12 protein-coding genes are annotated in these 17,951 nt (G+C 29.6%); 6 read left to right on the top strand and 6 right to left on the bottom strand.

Going from position 1 to position 17,951, the window contains the following annotated elements; genetic code table 11:
• The first annotated feature begins 99 nt into the window (after nt 1–99).
• On the top strand, nt 100–1,032 hold the full coding sequence (locus AXY43_RS21350) for a ketopantoate reductase family protein (protein WP_011968569.1): 933 nt from the start codon (nt 100–102) through the stop codon (nt 1,030–1,032).
• A 422-nt stretch (nt 1,033–1,454) separates the two neighbouring features.
• Here AXY43_RS21350 and AXY43_RS21355 read toward each other — a convergent pair whose 3' ends face one another.
• Both AXY43_RS21355 and AXY43_RS21360 read right to left on the bottom strand, forming a co-directional pair.
• Entirely contained in the window at nt 1,455–3,245 is a 1,791-nt protein-coding gene (locus AXY43_RS21355; RefSeq protein WP_039772228.1) for a cache domain-containing sensor histidine kinase, read from the bottom strand.
• Nucleotides 3,246–3,275: 30 nt separating this feature from the next.
• Nucleotides 3,276–4,829, bottom strand: coding sequence for a response regulator transcription factor (locus AXY43_RS21360; protein ID WP_105412117.1), 1,554 nt, complete (start codon nt 4,827–4,829; stop codon nt 3,276–3,278).
• A 399-nt stretch (nt 4,830–5,228) separates the two neighbouring features.
• Here AXY43_RS21360 and AXY43_RS21365 point away from each other — a divergent pair, with 399 nt between their 5' ends.
• Nucleotides 5,229–8,255 (top strand): glycoside hydrolase family 2 TIM barrel-domain containing protein, encoded by a 3,027-nt coding sequence (locus AXY43_RS21365; RefSeq protein WP_105412118.1) that lies wholly within the window; start codon nt 5,229–5,231, stop codon nt 8,253–8,255.
• Between the two features lie 324 nt (nt 8,256–8,579).
• Here the strand turns inward: AXY43_RS21365 and AXY43_RS21370 are convergent, their stop codons facing one another.
• From AXY43_RS21370 to AXY43_RS21385, 4 genes are all read right to left on the bottom strand, one after another.
• A complete protein-coding gene (locus AXY43_RS21370) occupies nt 8,580–9,155 on the bottom strand; it encodes a transposase (protein WP_077856733.1) in 576 nt (191 codons plus the stop codon).
• Entirely contained in the window at nt 9,118–9,660 is a 543-nt protein-coding gene (locus AXY43_RS21375; protein WP_105412119.1) for a helix-turn-helix domain-containing protein, read from the bottom strand. Before AXY43_RS21375 ends, AXY43_RS21370 begins: the two co-directional genes overlap by 38 nt.
• 462 nt (nt 9,661–10,122) lie before the next feature.
• Entirely contained in the window at nt 10,123–10,602 is a 480-nt protein-coding gene (locus tag AXY43_RS21380; protein WP_017209996.1) for an S-ribosylhomocysteine lyase, read from the bottom strand.
• Between the two features lie 165 nt (nt 10,603–10,767).
• Nucleotides 10,768–11,355: an ACP phosphodiesterase gene (locus tag AXY43_RS21385; protein ID WP_105412120.1), complete on the bottom strand. Its 588-nt coding sequence runs from the start codon at nt 11,353–11,355 to the stop codon at nt 10,768–10,770.
• Nucleotides 11,356–11,852: 497 nt separating this feature from the next.
• Here AXY43_RS21385 and AXY43_RS21390 point away from each other — a divergent pair, with 497 nt between their 5' ends.
• The 4 genes from AXY43_RS21390 (at nt 11,853) to AXY43_RS21405 (ending at nt 17,588) form a co-directional block, all read left to right on the top strand.
• Entirely contained in the window at nt 11,853–13,775 is a 1,923-nt protein-coding gene (locus tag AXY43_RS21390) for an OPT/YSL family transporter (RefSeq protein ID WP_077854003.1), read from the top strand.
• A complete protein-coding gene (locus AXY43_RS21395) occupies nt 13,762–14,118 on the top strand; it encodes a PqqD family protein (RefSeq protein ID WP_077830330.1) in 357 nt (118 codons plus the stop codon). The genes AXY43_RS21390 and AXY43_RS21395 overlap by 14 nt, the downstream gene beginning before the upstream one ends.
• Nucleotides 14,119–14,525: 407 nt before the next feature.
• Nucleotides 14,526–15,818 (top strand): nickel-dependent lactate racemase, encoded by a 1,293-nt coding sequence (gene larA, locus AXY43_RS21400; RefSeq protein ID WP_077830329.1) that lies wholly within the window; start codon nt 14,526–14,528, stop codon nt 15,816–15,818.
• Nucleotides 15,819–16,295: 477 nt separating this feature from the next.
• A complete protein-coding gene (locus AXY43_RS21405; protein WP_171788868.1) occupies nt 16,296–17,588 on the top strand; it encodes an NlpC/P60 family protein in 1,293 nt (430 codons plus the stop codon).
• The last annotated feature ends 363 nt before the right edge of the window (nt 17,589–17,951 follow it).

Genomic DNA, 17,951 nt, shown 5'->3' on the forward strand with positions numbered 1-17,951 from the left:
AATGTATTAATTTAATGATATACTATAAATAAACTAAATAGGTATAAATTAGATAAAGTATTTTGAATAAATAATAAAAGGTGAAAGGATAAGTTATTTATGGATAATAGTAAAATTTGTGTTGTAGGGTTAGGTGGAGTTGGAGGATATATTGGCTGTATGCTTGCAAAGCATTTTTCTAATGTTTATTTTTTAGCAAGAGGAAAAAGATTAGAATCAATAAAAAATAATGGTTTGAAATTATACAGTAATCTTCATGGAGAATTAAACGTACATCCTAAATTAGCAAGCGATAGCGCTGATGAAATTGGAATAATGGATTATATTTTTATATGTGTTAAAAATTTTTCTTTAGAAGAAGTATGTAAACAAATAAAACCAATGATTAATGAAAATACTGTAATAATTCCATTAATGAATGGAGTTGGAGTATCTGAAAAAGTAAGAAAATTTATAAATGATGGCCAAGTTGTCGATAGTTTAATATATGTAGTTTCTGGGGCAGAAAAAGATTTTTCAATACATCATGCAAGTTCTTATTGTAAGATACATATAGGGTATGGCTTGGAAAACAATGATGAAGTAGAGAATGTATTAATTAGAATTCAAAAAATATTACAAGAAGCTGAAATTATTTGTAAAATAGAAAAAGATATAGAAGCTGCAATTTGGAGAAAATATATATTAAATTGTGCATATAACGTAATAACTGCTTATTATAACGCAACAACAGCAGAAATTATAAAAAATGATGAAGCAGTCAAGCAAACTAAAATATTACTAAAGGAATCTTGTGCCGTAGCTCGTAAATTAAAAATTAATATTTCTGATGATTTAGAAGAAGAGCACTTTTATCACTTAATGCATAACCAAGCTGGAGAATCAACAAGTTCATTAAAAAGAGATATTGAAGCAGGAAGACAAAATGAATTAGAGGTCTTTTCTGGAAAGTTAATTGAATTAGCTTTAAAATGTCAAGTAGAAGTTCCTATGAGTCAATTTTTCTATAATGAATTAAAGAAGAAAAGTTAATAATTATAAAATATGTTTTATTTATAGAAAACTATAATATGCTGCATTTGAAACTTAATATATATTCTAGAAATTTTAATTCATCAGAGATTACCTTAAACTATTAGGTGATTCAAAACAAATAATACTATAAGGAGTGAATTATATCATTTAGAACTTATATACAACATATTATAGTTTTTAAATTTTTATTCTTAAGTAAGTTATATTCAAGTTAAATCTGTGGATGTTGTGCCCATTGAGGATATAAGTTATGGAAAAGACTGATTCAGAAAGTTATGGATCATAAAGAGAATTAAGAAGAAAATATATTTGCTTGCAAAAAATGTTCTTATATTCATAATAGTTCACTATTGTAGCATAGATACTCTTTTTATAAGTGCATAGCTATCATTTCTGATATACAGATTTTTCCCACATAGTTAATTCTCTATAAATTCCTTTTGAGCAGGTATTGTTACTCTTACAGTAGTTCCTTTACCTAGTTCACTGCTGATTGAAATACCATAGTCATCTCCATATAGAAGTTTAATTCTATCATTAACATTTTGAATACCAATACTTGTGAAATGTTCATGCTTTTTAGAGGAATCATTAAGAATTTTTTTGACTTCTTCAGCTGTCATGCCTACGCCATTATCTATGATTTCACAAATTAGATTTTGATTTTGTTCATTTACAAACACATGTATAGATCCATTATTCCGTTCATTAAATCCATGAAAAAATGCATTTTCAATGAAAGGTTGCAAAATTAATTTTGGAATTATATAGTTTTCGCGATTTGGCATTACAAAAAAATTTACATTAATATTATCTCCGTAGCGTATGTGATTAATTAAAACATAGTTATTTAAATTTTCTATTTCTTCTTGTATTGTTATCATTTCATTTTTATTACTAATAGTATTTCTAAGAAGCGATATAAATGCATCTATAGTTTGTATTGACTTTTCTGTACTGCCTTGCCACATAAGCCACTTGATTGAAGCTAAAGTATTGTAAATAAAGTGTGGATTAATTTGCATTTGCAAAGCATGTAGTTCAGCTTTTCTCTTTTCTTTTTGCATTTTTATCTGAGCATGAACATAATTATTTAAACCATCTAACATATAATTAAAGTTAGCTGATAGTTCACGAACTTCATAGCTTCCGACAACAGGAATATGATTGTTGAAATCACCGTGAATTATCTTAGGCATAACTTTAACAAGAGCTGAAATTGGTTTTGTGGTTCTTCGTATTACAAAGAAAGTAATTGCAATAAATATTGATGCAATTAATATACTTACTGCTATAATTTCAGAAGAATCATATATTTCACTTAATACTATATTTTTATCAATTGTGCCAACTATATTGAAATTGTAAGTTGATAAATGCTTTGATAATATTGCTACATCAGAAGAGCCTAATTTAGTGTTAACGTACTTTAGGTTATTATTTAAAATAACATTTGATATATTATATAAATCTAAATTCTTCGTCCCTATTTTTGAGGAAAGGCTAGAAGAAACAATAGTACCATCACTTGATATAATAGAAATACTATTTCCATTACCCACAAAATAATCATAATATTTATGAAATGTATGCTCGCTAATAAGTACATATACAAATCCATAGGGCTCTCTTGTAAGTTTATCACACAAAACTTTTATGGCCACAATGGTGCTAGAATTTTTTGTGAGCTTTGTAAAGCCATGATCTAAATATTGATATAAAACAGTATTTTTATTATCTAATGCTTTTTTAGTAAAGCTGCTATTTAAAACTTCATTAGTATCTATAATAAGGCGGTCATAATTACTTGCTGCATAAGTATTACCATTAATCCCAACAGCTAGTACAGTAATATCATAAAGATCTTTATCAGGGATCATTTTATGGAAGCCTGTAAACATATTATATAAAGTTCGATAATTCTGTTGCGGTGTAAGATCCTTTTCTGATAAATATCGCTGAAAATCTGGGATATAATCAATCGCATTCATAATATTAATAGTATTATCATTAAATGTATTGAGTTCATTGCTTATTTGCGTTAAAACTTTATAATTTGATTTGCTGAAAGTATCAGCAAGTGTATCTTTTGAAATTTTAATCGTAATAATTCCTATTGAAATAGATACTAAAATAACGCTTATAAGAACAACTGAAGCAACTCTAAAAAACAGGCTCGTAGAATGTATTGATTTTGATAATTTTATCATAATGAAAAGTCCTTTCGTTTGTTAATAATATTAATATCTTTTTTTTCTAAAAGTGCTAGGAGTGATTCCGGTGAATTTCTTGAAAACCTTACAAAAGTAACTTTGATCTGAGTAGCCAACCATTCCACTTATATCTGATATAGGAATGTCCTGTTTTAAAAAATCACAAGCTTTTTGTATTCTAATTTTATTAAGAAATTCATTAAACCCCTCTTCATTATGAGAACTAAAGTAGGCTGACAAGTATGAATAATTAAAATTAAATAGCTTAGATACATTAGTTAAAGTGAGTTGTTCGTCGTAATGGTCATGAATGTATTGAATAATTTTATTGATTATATGTGAATTTATTTTATTTTCATATGTGTCTATTATTTGTTTAAAGCGATTTAAGAGAGAGTTATAGGCCACAAGTAAGTCTTCTGAATATTTAGTGTTATCTATGTCATGAAAGCACTCTTGCTTTAAGTAATTTAACTTATCTAAATCGAAATTTAAATATTCCAAAGAAGTAATTACATTATAAAAAGAATTTTGAATTAATGCTTTTAATTCAAATTCTGTAAGAGATCTTTGATCAATAGCATTTGTAACGTATATTGTTAGCATTTTGAATGCATTCTGAAATTGCATTATAGAAATTGATTCTGAAAAACGCTTAAAATTAAATTTTTCTATTGGCGATGGGCTTTTGAAGTTGGAAGAACACATTAAAGAAACATTTTTGTTGTAAAAATATTGTTGAGTTAATACTAAGAATTCCTTTTCGTATATATCTTTAATATTTATATTAGAATAGAAGAAGTTGCTTAATACAAAAAATGCTTCTTTAAAACTATTTGAAACTATTTCTGAAATAGTTTCTAGCTTACTAAATAGAGCATTATAATTTTTATCATCAAAATTTAGAATTACAGCTATGATTTCGTTTTCAATATTAGCGACTTGTATATTATAATTGGCATTTGATCCTTCTAAAGAAAATTCCTTGCCGATTTCTGAAATTGTAAAATCAATAATTTCATGGCGTTTGCTATAATTATCATATATTTTCTTTGCGTTTAAACCAAATAAGCAAAATGATTGAAAAGTAAATATTGTATCAAAATAATTAAAGTCAGGATAATTGTCAAAACCTGATATAAGGCGATTTAAGGCGCTATTGGTGAGACTTAAAGAGTCTCCTTCTAAAGTATTTCTTTTCATTTTAATTGAAATCTTTTTTAGAGTACTTAATAACTCAGAAGGATTTAGAGAAGGTTTTAAAATATAATCAACAGCACCATTTTGAAAAGATGATTTAACATATTCAAAATCGCTATAACTACTTAAGATGATAATTCTTATCTTAGGGTATTTGCCCTGTACAAATTTAGCTAATTCAATCCCATTTATTTGGGGCATTACAACATCAGAAATTATAATGTCAGGAGTATCCTTTTTTATCATTTCTAGAGCTTCTTCACCATTAGAAGCCTGTCCTATAATTTGAAAGCCTTCTTTTTCCCAATCAATCATATGAGTTATGCCTTGTCGCATAATAAACTCATCATCAACAACTAAAATTTTACTATATTCGTTCAATAGTTAGCACCTCTATTCTAAAATTACCACAAGATAGATAAATATTGTTTAATACTGATTATATCTTATAAATTAAAGGTTTTCAATTAAGTGATAAATTATTTTAGTAAAGTTTAGTAAAATATAATTGATTTTTTACTAAAAAGATAATAAAATGAAACTATAAATTTAGTTAATAGCATAAATCTAACTTCAGAAGATAGGATAAATTAAAGAGGTAATGTAATTGGTTACGAAGTAAGGTGTCCTATTAATATTAGCCCATAATTTTTTTTATTCTTACATATGTTTAAGTATTAATTAAATGTGACTTTATAAAAGAGTTACATTTAGTTAATAGGATTAACGACTTTAATTTAAAAAAGCAATAACTCTACAAGGTGAAAGTGAGGTAAGAGTATGATTAATAATAAGCCGTCATTAGATTGGCTAGAAAATCCAGAAATATTTAGAGTTAATAGAATAGATGCTCATTCCGATCATTGGTTTTATGAAAAAGTTGAGGATGTTAAATTAGAAGACGCCATGCCTCTTAAGCAAAATTTAAATGGAAAATGGAGATTTTCATATAGTGAAAATCCATCATTAAGAATTAAAGAGTTTTATAAGGATGATTTTGATATAAATGGATTTGATTATATTGAAGTTCCAGGTCATATTCAGCTTCAAGGATATGATAAATGTCAATATATTAATACTATGTATCCTTGGGAAGGCCATGATGAATTAAGACCACCTCATATTTCTAAAACATATAATCCGGTGGGAAGCTATGTAACATTTTTTGAAGTTAAAGATGAACTCAAAAATAAGCAGACTTTTATTTCTTTTCAAGGTGTTGAAACAGCATTTTATGTATGGGTAAATGGAGAATTTGTAGGATATAGCGAAGATACATTTACACCATCAGAATTTGATATTACTGACTATTTAAGAGAGGGAGAAAATAAACTTGCAGTTGAGGTTTATAAAAGGAGTAGCGCAAGTTGGATAGAAGATCAAGATTTTTGGAGATTTTCAGGCATCTTTAGAGATGTATACTTATATGCAGTTCCAGAAACTCATGTAAATGATATATTTATAAAAACAGATTTATATGACGATTTCAAAAATGCAAAGTTAAATGCTGAACTTAAAATGATTGGCAATTCAGAAACAACAGTTGAAACATATTTAGAAGATAAAGAAGGAAATAAAATAGCTATATCTGAAAAAGTTCCGTTTTCTGATGAGCTGACTCTATATTTAGATGCGCAAAATATAAGCTTATGGAGTGCAGAAGAGCCTAACTTATACACACTTTATATTTTAGTAAAGAAAAGAAATGGTACTTTAGTTGAGGTTGTAACTCAAAAGATAGGGTTTAGGCACTTTGAAATGAAGGATAAAATTATGTGTCTGAATGGAAAGCGTATTATCTTTAAAGGTGTAAACCGTCACGAATTTAGTGCAAGACGTGGACGCTCAATAACGAAAGAGGATATGTTATGGGATATTAAGTTCTTGAAACAACACAATATTAATGCTGTTAGAACATCACATTATCCAAATCAAAGCTTATGGTACAGGCTTTGCGATGAATACGGAATATATTTAATAGATGAAGCAAATTTAGAAAGTCATGGTTCATGGCAAAAAATGGGGCAGATTGAACCATCATGGAATGTGCCAGGAAGTCTTCCACAGTGGCAGGCAGCAGTTTTAGATCGAGCATCATCAATGGTTGAAAGAGATAAAAATCATCCATCTGTCCTTATTTGGTCATGTGGTAATGAATCTTATGCAGGTGAAGATATTTATCAAATGTCGGAATACTTTAGAAAGAAAGATCCTTCACGTTTAGTGCACTATGAAGGGGTAACTAGATGTAGAGAATTTGATGACACGAGTGACATGGAAAGTAGAATGTATGCAAAGGCAGCAGAAATAGAAGAGTATCTTAATGATAATCCAAAGAAACCTTATATCAGCTGCGAATACATGCACTCAATGGGTAACTCAACTGGTGGAATGATGAAATATACAGAGCTTGAAGATAAATATTTGATGTATCAAGGTGGATTCATCTGGGATTACGGCGATCAAGCGTTGTATAGAAAACTTCCAGATGGAAAGGAAGTTCTAGCTTATGGAGGAGATTTTACAGATCGTCCAACAGATTATAATTTCTCTGGAAATGGTTTGATTTATGCAGATAGAACTATATCGCCTAAAGCGCAGGAAGTTAAGTATTTATATCAAAACGTAAAATTAGAACCAGGTGCAAAAGGGGTGACTATTAAGAATCAAAATCTCTTTGTTAACACTGATAAATATGATTTATACTATATCGCTGAAGGAGATGGAAAACTAATAAAAGATGGTTATCTAAATGTATCTGTAGCTCCAGGCGAAGAAAAATATATAGAACTTCCAATAGGAAAGTATAATTTTCTTGAAGAAATTGTACTTACAACTTCCTTAAGATTATCACAAGCTACACTTTGGGCAGAAAAAGGATATGAAGTAGCATTTGGACAAAAGGTTATTAAAGAAAAATCAGATATGAATAATCATAATTCAGGGTCTAAAATGAAGACCATTCATGGAGATGTAAATATAGGAGTTCACGGAAAAGATTTCAAGGTTATATTCTCTAAACAAGAAGGAGGAATTGTATCCTTAAGATATAATAATAAGGAGTTTATAACGAGAACGCCAAAAACTTTCTATTGGAGAGCAACAACAGATAATGATAGAGGGAATGGATATGAATTTAGATGCAGTCAATGGCTGGCTGCTACTATGGGGCAGAAGTATGTGGATTTTTCAGTTGAGGAATTAGATGAGAAGATTACATTATATTATACTTATCAATTGCCAACAGTGCTGTCTACTAATGTTAAGATAACTTATGAAGTATCTGGAGAAGGAATAATTAAAGTAAATGTTAAGTATGAAGGAGTTAGCGGATTACCTGAACTGCCTGTACTAGGAATGAATTTTAAATTATTAGCCGAATTTAATTCATTTAGTTGGTATGGAATGGGACCGGAAGAAAACTATATAGACAGATGTGAAGGTTCTAAACTAGGGATTTACGATAGCACACCAATAGATAACTTATCAAGATACCTAGTCCCACAAGAATGTGGAAACAGAACAGGAACTAGGTGGCTAGTAGTTAAAAATCATAAAAATGAGGGTCTTAAATTTACTTATGGTAAAGCTCTATTTGAATTTAGTGTTTTACCATACAGCAACATGGAATTAGAAAACGCACTTCATATAGAGGAATTACCATCTGTTAATTTTACACATGTGAATATAATAGGTAAACAAATGGGTGTTGGCGGAGATGACAGCTGGGGAGCACCAGTATTACCTGAGTTTTGCATCGATTCAAGTAAAGATTTAGAATATAGTTTTACAATTTCTAAAATATAATACGCACATATGGGAACTATAGATAAACAACTTTAAATTCGGACTTATGTGATGATCCACCGAAAGCAGAAACATTGTTATTTCTCAGGACTATGAAAATTTCGCTGAAAGTGCTAAATTGCAGGTTGCACCCACCAATGCTTGCTCCCAATTTTATTGTGACAAGCGTTAGTGGAACAACCTACAATTAAGTACTTTTGCCAGCTTATTTTCAATGCCTGCTGCATAAAAATGTTTCTGCTTTCTTATATGGTGCTTTATCGCAAAGTATAAATCAAATCCTTAAGTTGTTTATCATATAGATATCCAATTTAAGAATTAAACTTATGAATAGTAATTTCTAGCATAAACTAATGATTTAACCATGTTAAAATCTTCATTTAAATGGATATATATTGAATTTACTGATTCAAAAAGCTCATCAATAGATATAAAAGCACTAGTACTAAAAATACAATTTTTCAACTTATTCCAGATATTTTCTTGTGGGTTTAGAACAGGAGAATATCTAGGAGTATTTATCAAAAACAATTCTTCGCTATGCGCGTCAGCGAAGTCTTGTATTATTCTAGAGGTATGAAATTTAGCATTATCCAGTAAAACATATACCTTTTTACCGACATGTATTTTAAGCAGTCTTTCAAGAAAAACTTCAACTTCATGTGATTTAATCGAATGTTTAGCTGGATAAGCATCCATAATAGTATCAAAGTTCTTGGAGATTTCTGTTGCACCTATTATATTAATTCCCTCGTGAGAGTTGTTACTTTCTAAAATAGGGGATACGCCAATTCGACTCCAAGATCTGCGAATATCAGACTCTGTTCTAAGTCCAGTTTCGTCTAAAGAATATAGAACACAATCAGAAGAATTTTCTACAGTAGAGAGAAGGCGTCGCATTTTTTTTAAAGACTTCTTGTTCGGCCTTATTTGCTTTAGTTGGTTTGCGTTGCGCTCGTTTATAGCTCAAATTACTTCTTTTTAGTAACACTCGTATATATTCAACTGAATATTTTATTCCATAATTCTGATATACATATGTCGCTAAAAGAGGGCAAGTCCATACATTTCCGATAAATCCAAGATCATTTGGATGCGTATTTAGAACAGTATTTACTAAATCATCCTTCATTTCAGCTGTAAAAGTTCCTCCGGTCAAGGCACCACGCCCATCTTTAAGTGCCTTAAGACCGACGGAATTCCAGCTTTTTATATAATGAATAACTGTTGATTTAGTTTTTAATAAAAACTTTGATATTTCAATAGTACTATTTCCTTCATATCTCATAATTACAGCTGTTAATACGTTACGAGCAAATTCGTCTTTAGATGAATTTCTCATTTTCTTAAGATTTTCAATTGTCCAATTATATAATGATGTTACTTCAATACCTTTTCTACCCATAGCTATTTCTCCTTACAAAAATTAACTAATACTAGTTTGTGTAAAAATATCTATGCTATGCATAAGTGTATTTCTAAGTTTGGATATCTATATAGATAACCAATTTATAAATTTGACATATTCATTATCTTAACTCATGTAATACTAATGGAAGTATTAACTGTATAAGTGAATTTCTTCGCTCGGATATCTATATAGATATCCAACTTTAAAATTATATTTATGATTTCTAGTGAAGATATGAACTTAAAATTTTAGCAACTTTGTAAATATGTTCATCTAATAAGTCTAATTCTTAAATTGTTTATCTATAAAATGTTATAAATTGTATAAATGAAACATATCTGTTAGATAAATATCGGTTAAGGGATTCAAGAAGTATACATTTATTAAGGAAAGAAAAAATAGGATGCTCATAAAAGCATCCTACTTTTTTTATCATATAAGTTTATCATAATTTTATTAATTAGGATAAACTAAATTTTTCTCAGTTATATTTAATAAGACATCGTTAAGAAATTTATTTGCTAAATATTTTGCCATTGGTAAATTCATATCTAAATAGTTTCCACAATCTTTAGCGGAAGCGCCAGGAATATCTCCTTCAAATTCAGCCATAAATTTATATAGTTCTGTAAGTAGAGGAACTATATCTTTAGATTTATAATCACCATGTAAAATTAGATAAAAGCCTGTCCTGCATCCCATTGGTCCAAAATAAACTGTTTTATCTGCATAATCTTTATGATTTCTTAAGAATGTAGCAGCTAAGTGCTCAATTGCATGCATCTCTGCTGTATTCATAGTTGGCTCAAAGTTTGGTCTAGTCATTCTAATATCAAAAGTAGTAAGAACTGTATCACCAAACTTATCTTGTCTTGAGACATATACACCTGGAAGTAATTCTAGGTGATTAATTGTAAAACTTGCTATCTTCTCCATTAACGTCACTCCTTAATATAATTTAGAATAAATGCTCAATAATATACTATAATAGTTACATCTATTAAAACCTTATTTAAATTTGTTTCTATTAAATTTTAACACTTGTAATTTCTATTATCAATAACATCTTTATGTTAACTCCAACTACTATAAATCACGTCATTAAAGAATTATTTTAAGTTTATTTGAATAATCAATTGCATGAGGATAAAAACATTTAAAGTCACTTTCAAGACCTTCGTAATTATTAATTAACTCCTCCATAGGATTTACTAATGGGTGCCTTGTGTTGGCAAATCTTGTAGCAATCCTATCAACTGCTGTTTGAATGCCATGTATATCTCTGTAAGAAATGAGCCAGTTTTCTTCTATAATATAATTCATCCTTCTTAATAACTTATCTGGCAGACAGTAAGAAAACTTTCTAAGTATCTTATAAAAATTATCAGCATACTCTTCTAATGATATTGAGGAATAATCCTTCCAATTTTTAGCTAAAAAATGATCATAAAATATATCAATCAATACACCTGCCAAGCGTCTATTATTTTTTGAAATTCTTTTTCTGCTCCTCATGAAGTCTGGATGTGAATCCGTAAAAGTATCAAGCTTTTTATGCATAATAATCCCTTGTCTTATGGATTGTTCAAATTCATTTTCCAAAGACTTATTTACAAAGTCCCCTAAGAAATTTCCTAACATATTTTCTTCGCTATTATCTGCGAGATATATGTGCGCTAAATAATTCATTTTTTCTCCTTTCAAATTCCTACAAATATTATTCTAAATTTATAATTTCTATCGCTTATTGTTTTTCATTCTTTATCAAAATAATATCACTGATATGTTCTTTGGTCATTTAAAAATATCATCTTTTTCTCTATTAATTGTAAATTCTTTTTCATATAATATCTCTTATGCTTTTCTGGATAATTATCTAATATGTAAGCATGTCAATGTATTTAGGAAATTAAACGAATATATTGTATATTTTTTATGTTTAGAATATTATAGCTTATCATAGGAAAACATAATTCTGTTGATATGCTAATCTCTAAAACTAGATGAATTAAAGTGTAATGGTATTATATTGTTAAACTTATCTATTATGTGTGGAAATCTTCAAAAAAATTAAATATTTTGCTAAAAATATTTAAAAAAATATAAATAATTGAAGAGAAAAAATATAGTATTATATGAAAATCGTGTTATAATATTGCTTGTGAAATATAAAAGGAGGTGCCCTTATGAATAATAAATTGTCCAAAGATGCATATGGCGGTGTAGTTGGTAAGAACTATGTTCCATACATTTCTAACGGTTCTAAGTCGGGTGGAAACGTTTCAGTTTTGATAATCGGTATTATATTGGCTGTTCTATTTGCAGCATCAACGGCTTACTCAGGAATGAAGTCAGGACTTACAGTCGCTGCTGGTATACCAGGATCTATAATAGGATCTGCGTTTATAGCTGTATTTGCAAAGCAAAAAGGTATACTTGGTAAAAATTTAGTTCAAGGTATGTCAAGTGGTGGAGAATCTGTTGCTAGTGGTGTAATATTCGTATTACCAGCAATTCTTTTAATAGGCTCTAAAGTTAGTTTCATAGAAGGTTTTTCTGTTGGAGCAGCTGGAGTTTTATTTGGTATAGGAATAGCTTCTCTTGTTTACAATTACTTAATTGTTGAAGAACATGGTAAATTAATGTATCCAGAATCAATGGCTATATCTGAAACACTTGTTGCTTCAGAAGGTGCTGGAGAATCAATGAAGTTCATGGGAATTGGTTTTGGAATAGGCGGTATTATAACGGTTATAACAAGTTCATTTTTGAATTTAGTTAACAATGTTATAAGTTATGTAAATGAGTCGTTTTATAAGTGGAAATTCGAAGTTGAAGTTAATCCTCTATTATTAGGAATAGGGTTCATAGTTGGTATGGAGGTTTCTTTAACTATGTTTGCTGGAGCTATACTAGCTAACTTTGGAATTATGCCATTAATAGGTTACTTCTCAAGCCTTGGAAGAGATGGAGGATCTGTGTGGAATAATCCTAATGTTGCTATAAATGCTATGCAAGTTAAAGATATAGCTGGTAGCTATGTAAAATATATAGGGGCAGGAATGATGCTTTCTGGTGGTTTAATAGGCGCTATAAAACTTATTCCGACTATAATATCTTCTATAAAAGAAACTCTTAATGCTAAAGCTTCAAATAGTGGAAAGAGTTCATCTGTTGAAAATATGATATTACTTGGTGGTATAATATTAGGATTTGTAGGTGGTTTTGTAGCATCTAATGGTAATATAGTAATGGCAATACTTGCTTCTATTTTATCAATGTTTTTATCATTATTATTTGTTATAGTTTCTGGTCGTTTGACTGGTACTATAGGAACTTCAAATCTTCCTGTATCAGGAATGACTATAGCCTCTATAGTTATTGTGACATCATTATTTGTTGTAATGGGATGGAAGAGCCCTGAAAGCAACAAATCACTACTTTTATTTGGGACATTTATTGTTACTGCTATATCAGTAGCAGGCGGTTACTCACAATCTCAAAAGGTTACTTTTGTAATAGGTGGCGATAAAAGAGAAATGGAAAAGTACTTTGCAATAGCTGGAATTTTAGGTGTTGCGGTAGTTGTTGGTACTATATTATTACTTTCAGATCAACTTGCAATAACTGGTGATAATGTTCCGTTTGCATTGCCACAAGCTAACTTAATGTCTACATTAACTGCTGGAATAATGTCAGGCCAATTACCTTGGGTAATGGTAATTGCTGGTGTTGTTATGGGACTTGTTTTATTTATGTTAAACCTTCCTATAATGGCAGTTGCTATAGGATTCTATTTACCTATATCTACAACTACTATAATATTGGCAGGAGCATTGGTACGTCTATTTATAGAAAAGAATTCTAAATCTGAAAAGGAAAAAGAAGCTAAAGTTTCAAATGGTATAAGCTTATCTTCTGGACTAGTTGCTGGAGGTTCTATTCTTGGACTTATAGGAATAATATTCCAGATATCAGGTCTTGTAGGTGGAGCTGAGCCAAGTGGATTTGCAGCTTCTAATGGAATGGCATTCATATTACTAATAGTTTTAGTAATAGCAACTGCAATACCAATTCTAAAGAGTAAGGTAAAAAATGCTGGAAAATAATAAAGATGTTTTAGAGCTAGTATATAAAATATCTGATGATTTAGAGTATGAAGTGGATAAAGATAATATTGTGACTATACTTTTAAAACAAGACCATAAGGTCCAAAGGTTCTTTAGAAAACTTAAATTTAGAATTCCAGATTATAAAAAGATTACTTTGGATGAATATGGAAGCTGGATATTATTGCAGATAGATGGAAAGAAAAATGTAAAAGACATCGGAGAAAGTCTAGAAGCAAAATATGGTGATAATGTTCATCCGCTTTATGAGAGATTATTATTATTTTTAAATCATATTGATGTTAATTGCCACTATATAGAAAAAGTGAATTTTCAAAATTAAATATGATATTTTATTATACTTGTCATAAATTATAATATATAAAATTAAAGCCATAGAGATTTGAGTTTCTCTATGGTTTTAATTTTTTGTATACATTCTAGAAAGGTATAAGTAAATATTTTGAATATTATCATGAAGTTCACGATCTATCACTATATATTGTGACTATGCATCAATGAATAGTGGATTTATTATTTTAGTAATATCAAGCAATTCTGTTTCTTACTTGTTAATATAAAATTGAATATGTTTGAGGCTAAAGAGGTGTGTTAGAATAAAAGACTATTTCTAAATTCTAATTTGACTATAGTTAAAATTTGTATTATATTAAAAGTAGATGGAAAGCTTTGATAAATTGGCAATAAAAATTCAAAAGCATTAACAAATTCGTTATTGGGGGACTATAAATGAAAGAAATTAATATGAAATATGGAAGAGATAAAATGAGGGCTTTTATTGAAGAAGAAAATCTTTTGGAGATAATTGAAAGCAATGATTTTAAAAAGAGTAAGACAGAAGATGAAATTATAGCTGAGGCATTGTATAATCCTATTGACAGCGAAAGACTTAAAGATATTGTACATGAAGGTGAAAAAGTTTGTATAATAATTTCAGATATTACAAGAAGTTGGCAAAAGCCATATAAATTTTTATATAAAATCGTAGAGGAACTAAATGAAGGCGGAGTTAAAGACGAAGATATTATATTTTTATCTGCTCAGGGGACTCATAGAAAACAGACAAGAGAAGAACATGAAATACTTCTTGGAGAAAAGCTATCAAAAAGATTTGAAGTTTACGATCATGATTGCTTCGATGAAGAAAGTATGACATATCTAGGGGAGACAAGCTATGGCACTCCTGTTATGTTAAATAAAAAAGCTGTTGAATCTGATCATATAGTTATTACAGGAGCTATAGTCTATCATTTTCTTGTAGGCTGGTCAGGAGGGAAAAAATCTATACTTCCTGGTATTGCATCATTTAAAACAATATCAGCCAATCATTCACTTTCGTTAAATGATGGATTTGGAAGCGGGACAAGAGAGAGTGTGTGCTCGGGTAATATTATAGAAAACCCAGTACACGATGATATGATGCAAGCAGCAGCAATGGTAAAACCAACATTTATGCTTAATGTAGTCATGGGACCTGATGGAAATATAGCAGGTGCGGTTGCTGGAGATTATATAACAGCTCATGAGGCAGGAAGAAAATTGGTGGATAATATTGACGGTGTCAATATAAGAAGTAAATCAGATATAGTTATTGCAAGTGCGGGAGGGGCACCAAAAGACATAAATCTTTATCAATCAATAAAAACTTTGATAAATGCCAAAGAAGCAGTTGTAGAAGGAGGTACCATTATAGTACTTGCTGAGTGCAGTGAGGGAATTGGAGAAATTAAAGATATTAATGATATGATATTAAATTTTGACAATATGCTTGATAGAGAAAGAGACCTCAGAGAGAATTATACTATATCAAAATATGTAGGGTACTTCTTCTGTGAAACAGGAGAAAAGTATAGGTTAATTTTGGTTTCAGAAATTGATCCTGATTTGCTAAAGAATACAAAAATTATTGTTGTTAGAACTTTGGAGGAGGCACTTAAAATTTCTTATGATAATAATCAAAATAAAAATCCTACGATTAATCTTATGCCTCATGGAGCGACTACGCTTCCCAAATTAGTTTAAAATAGTATTGGTAATAAATTGTGAAGTATTTTAATGAAAGCACAACTGTTCTTTATATGGAAGTTAGTGCTTTTTTTCTTTTATGAGACTAAAATCTAATGAATATAAATACTTTGTTAACTAGGAAAACATAAAGGTGAAAAATCAAAATAATATTAATGGAGTAGTTTTTTGAGTAATAAATTTAATAGTGAAATTATAGAAAAAGTAGTGGCGAATCAAAAAATATTCTTATCGTAAAAGTCTGCATTCTTATATAAAATATGCTAACGTATATAAAAATATTTATAAATCTTAACTTAAGTAAATGTGAATATTTTACCAAATTTTTAAGGAGAATAGAAGAATAGAGAAGAAAAACTAATTTAATGTATTATCACAGCATATATGAGGTTTGTTGACGGTTACTAAAAGTGCTATAATTATGTATAACAGGGGATGACAAAGGGGGAAAGGGTTGTAACAACCGACGGTATTATGAAAAATAAGGTTTTAGCACTTATATTAGCAACAGTAATCACTACAAGTAGTTCCATAGCTGCTTTTGCAGCACCTGATAATGCACAGTTGGATGCTTCTAGACAGAAATATGCGGAAATAGAAAATAACATAAAAGATATTGAAAATAAAATTTATGATTTAGATACTCAGATGGAGCCATTACAAGCAACTGTGGATAAAAATAAAATAGAGATAGATAATATTAATAAAATTACTGAGAAGACAAAAAAGGATATTGAGCAATACAAAAAAGACATCAATGATTTAGATCTAGCTTTAGGACAAAGAGTTAAAGTTATGTATGCATCAGGAGATTTGGAATTTAATTATTTAAATTTTGTCGTTAACTCGGATTCAACAACTGAATTTTTTTCGAGATTGCAGGCTGTTAGTAAGATTGTAGGGAAAGACAAGTCTTACATAGAAGATATCAATAACAAGAAAAATGAATTAAATGCTAAAATAAAGTCATTAGACGATAAAAAAGCTGAAATTAGCAAGCTTAACAAAGAAACACAAGATAATTTAAATCAGTTATCACAAAAAAAGAAAGAAGAAGAACAATTAGCTAATCAGGCTAAGGCAGAAAAAAGTAAATTTGATGAACAGTATTTATCACAACTTGAAAGAGATGCTGTAAAGTATCAGTTTGATGTAATTGATAGTTCAAATAGTTCATCAACAGAGATTCAAGGCGCAGTTAACCAGTTAATTAGTATTAGGGATAGTCAAATTAAGAGCCCAATTGTTACTAAGGAAATCAATGATAAAATAGAAAAAGGAAAGACAGCCGCGGCTAAAAAGAAGCAAGAGGAAGATAGGATTGCTGCAGAAAGTGTAAAGCAATCAGTAGTAGCTTCAAATGTACAATCAAGTGTCCAATCAAAGAGTAGTCAGAAATCAAGTTCATCTGTAGCTGCGCCATCTGGAGGTAGTGCACAAGCAGTTCTTAATGAGGCATATAAGCATTTAGGAGCATCTTATGTATGGGGAGCAACAGGACCAAGTACATTTGATTGTTCAGGATTTACAGAATATGTTTATGAGCATGCTACAGGGATAGATATTTCAAGAACAACTTATACACAGATTGATGTTGGACGACCTGTTAGTGAGGATCAACTTCAACCTGGAGATTTAGTATTCCCTCATGCTGGACATGTTGGAATATATGTTGGAAATGGACAAATGATTCATGCACCACAAACAGGTGATGTTGTCAAGGTTGGTCCAGTATATAACTTTTACGCAGCAAGAAGAATACTTTAAAAAAGCTTTTATATTGGATTAGAGTATAATATAAAACATAAATCAATTTAGAATATATGATAAGGATAGAGATTTGGTGCTTCTATCCTTATTATTTTTTATTCTTTAGGAAAGTATATTGTAGTAAAATCTGTGGACGATGTACTCAGTTAGGGCATAATTCTTCAAACAGACTAATTGATTCGGCTTATGATTTTAAAAGAATAAAAAATACTGCCAGACTTTTCTTAAATACGCTCGCAAAGGAAGATGCATAAAAGGTCGCCAGATCCAAAGTCGTCTGCGATTTTGTTCTGCTGATATGTATTATTGGAATAAATGCTTAAAAGTTATAAATTTAAGTTAGATTAATGGGAGGGGATT

It is taken from the genome of Clostridium sp. MF28 (genome assembly GCF_002969175.1).
GTDB lineage: Bacteria > Bacillota > Clostridia > Clostridiales > Clostridiaceae > Clostridium > Clostridium beijerinckii.

Excerpts from the sequence above, each read along its gene's own strand:
- AXY43_RS21395 (WP_077830330.1), top strand. The coding sequence starts at position 13,762 with ATGCTGGAAAATAATAAAGATGTTTTAGAGCTAGTATATAAAATATCT.
- AXY43_RS21375 (WP_105412119.1), bottom strand. The coding sequence starts at position 9,660 with ATGGGTAGAAAAGGTATTGAAGTAACATCATTATATAATTGGACAATT.
- AXY43_RS21370 (WP_077856733.1), bottom strand. The coding sequence starts at position 9,155 with ATGCGACGCCTTCTCTCTACTGTAGAAAATTCTTCTGATTGTGTTCTA.
- AXY43_RS21355 (WP_039772228.1), bottom strand. The coding sequence starts at position 3,245 with ATGATAAAATTATCAAAATCAATACATTCTACGAGCCTGTTTTTTAGA.
- AXY43_RS21380 (WP_017209996.1), bottom strand. The coding sequence starts at position 10,602 with ATGGAGAAGATAGCAAGTTTTACAATTAATCACCTAGAATTACTTCCA.
- AXY43_RS21385 (WP_105412120.1), bottom strand. The coding sequence starts at position 11,355 with ATGAATTATTTAGCGCACATATATCTCGCAGATAATAGCGAAGAAAAT.
- larA (WP_077830329.1), top strand. The coding sequence starts at position 14,526 with ATGAAAGAAATTAATATGAAATATGGAAGAGATAAAATGAGGGCTTTT.
- AXY43_RS21365 (WP_105412118.1), top strand. The coding sequence starts at position 5,229 with ATGATTAATAATAAGCCGTCATTAGATTGGCTAGAAAATCCAGAAATA.
- AXY43_RS21405 (WP_171788868.1), top strand. The coding sequence starts at position 16,296 with ATGAAAAATAAGGTTTTAGCACTTATATTAGCAACAGTAATCACTACA.
- AXY43_RS21390 (WP_077854003.1), top strand. The coding sequence starts at position 11,853 with ATGAATAATAAATTGTCCAAAGATGCATATGGCGGTGTAGTTGGTAAG.
- AXY43_RS21350 (WP_011968569.1), top strand. The coding sequence starts at position 100 with ATGGATAATAGTAAAATTTGTGTTGTAGGGTTAGGTGGAGTTGGAGGA.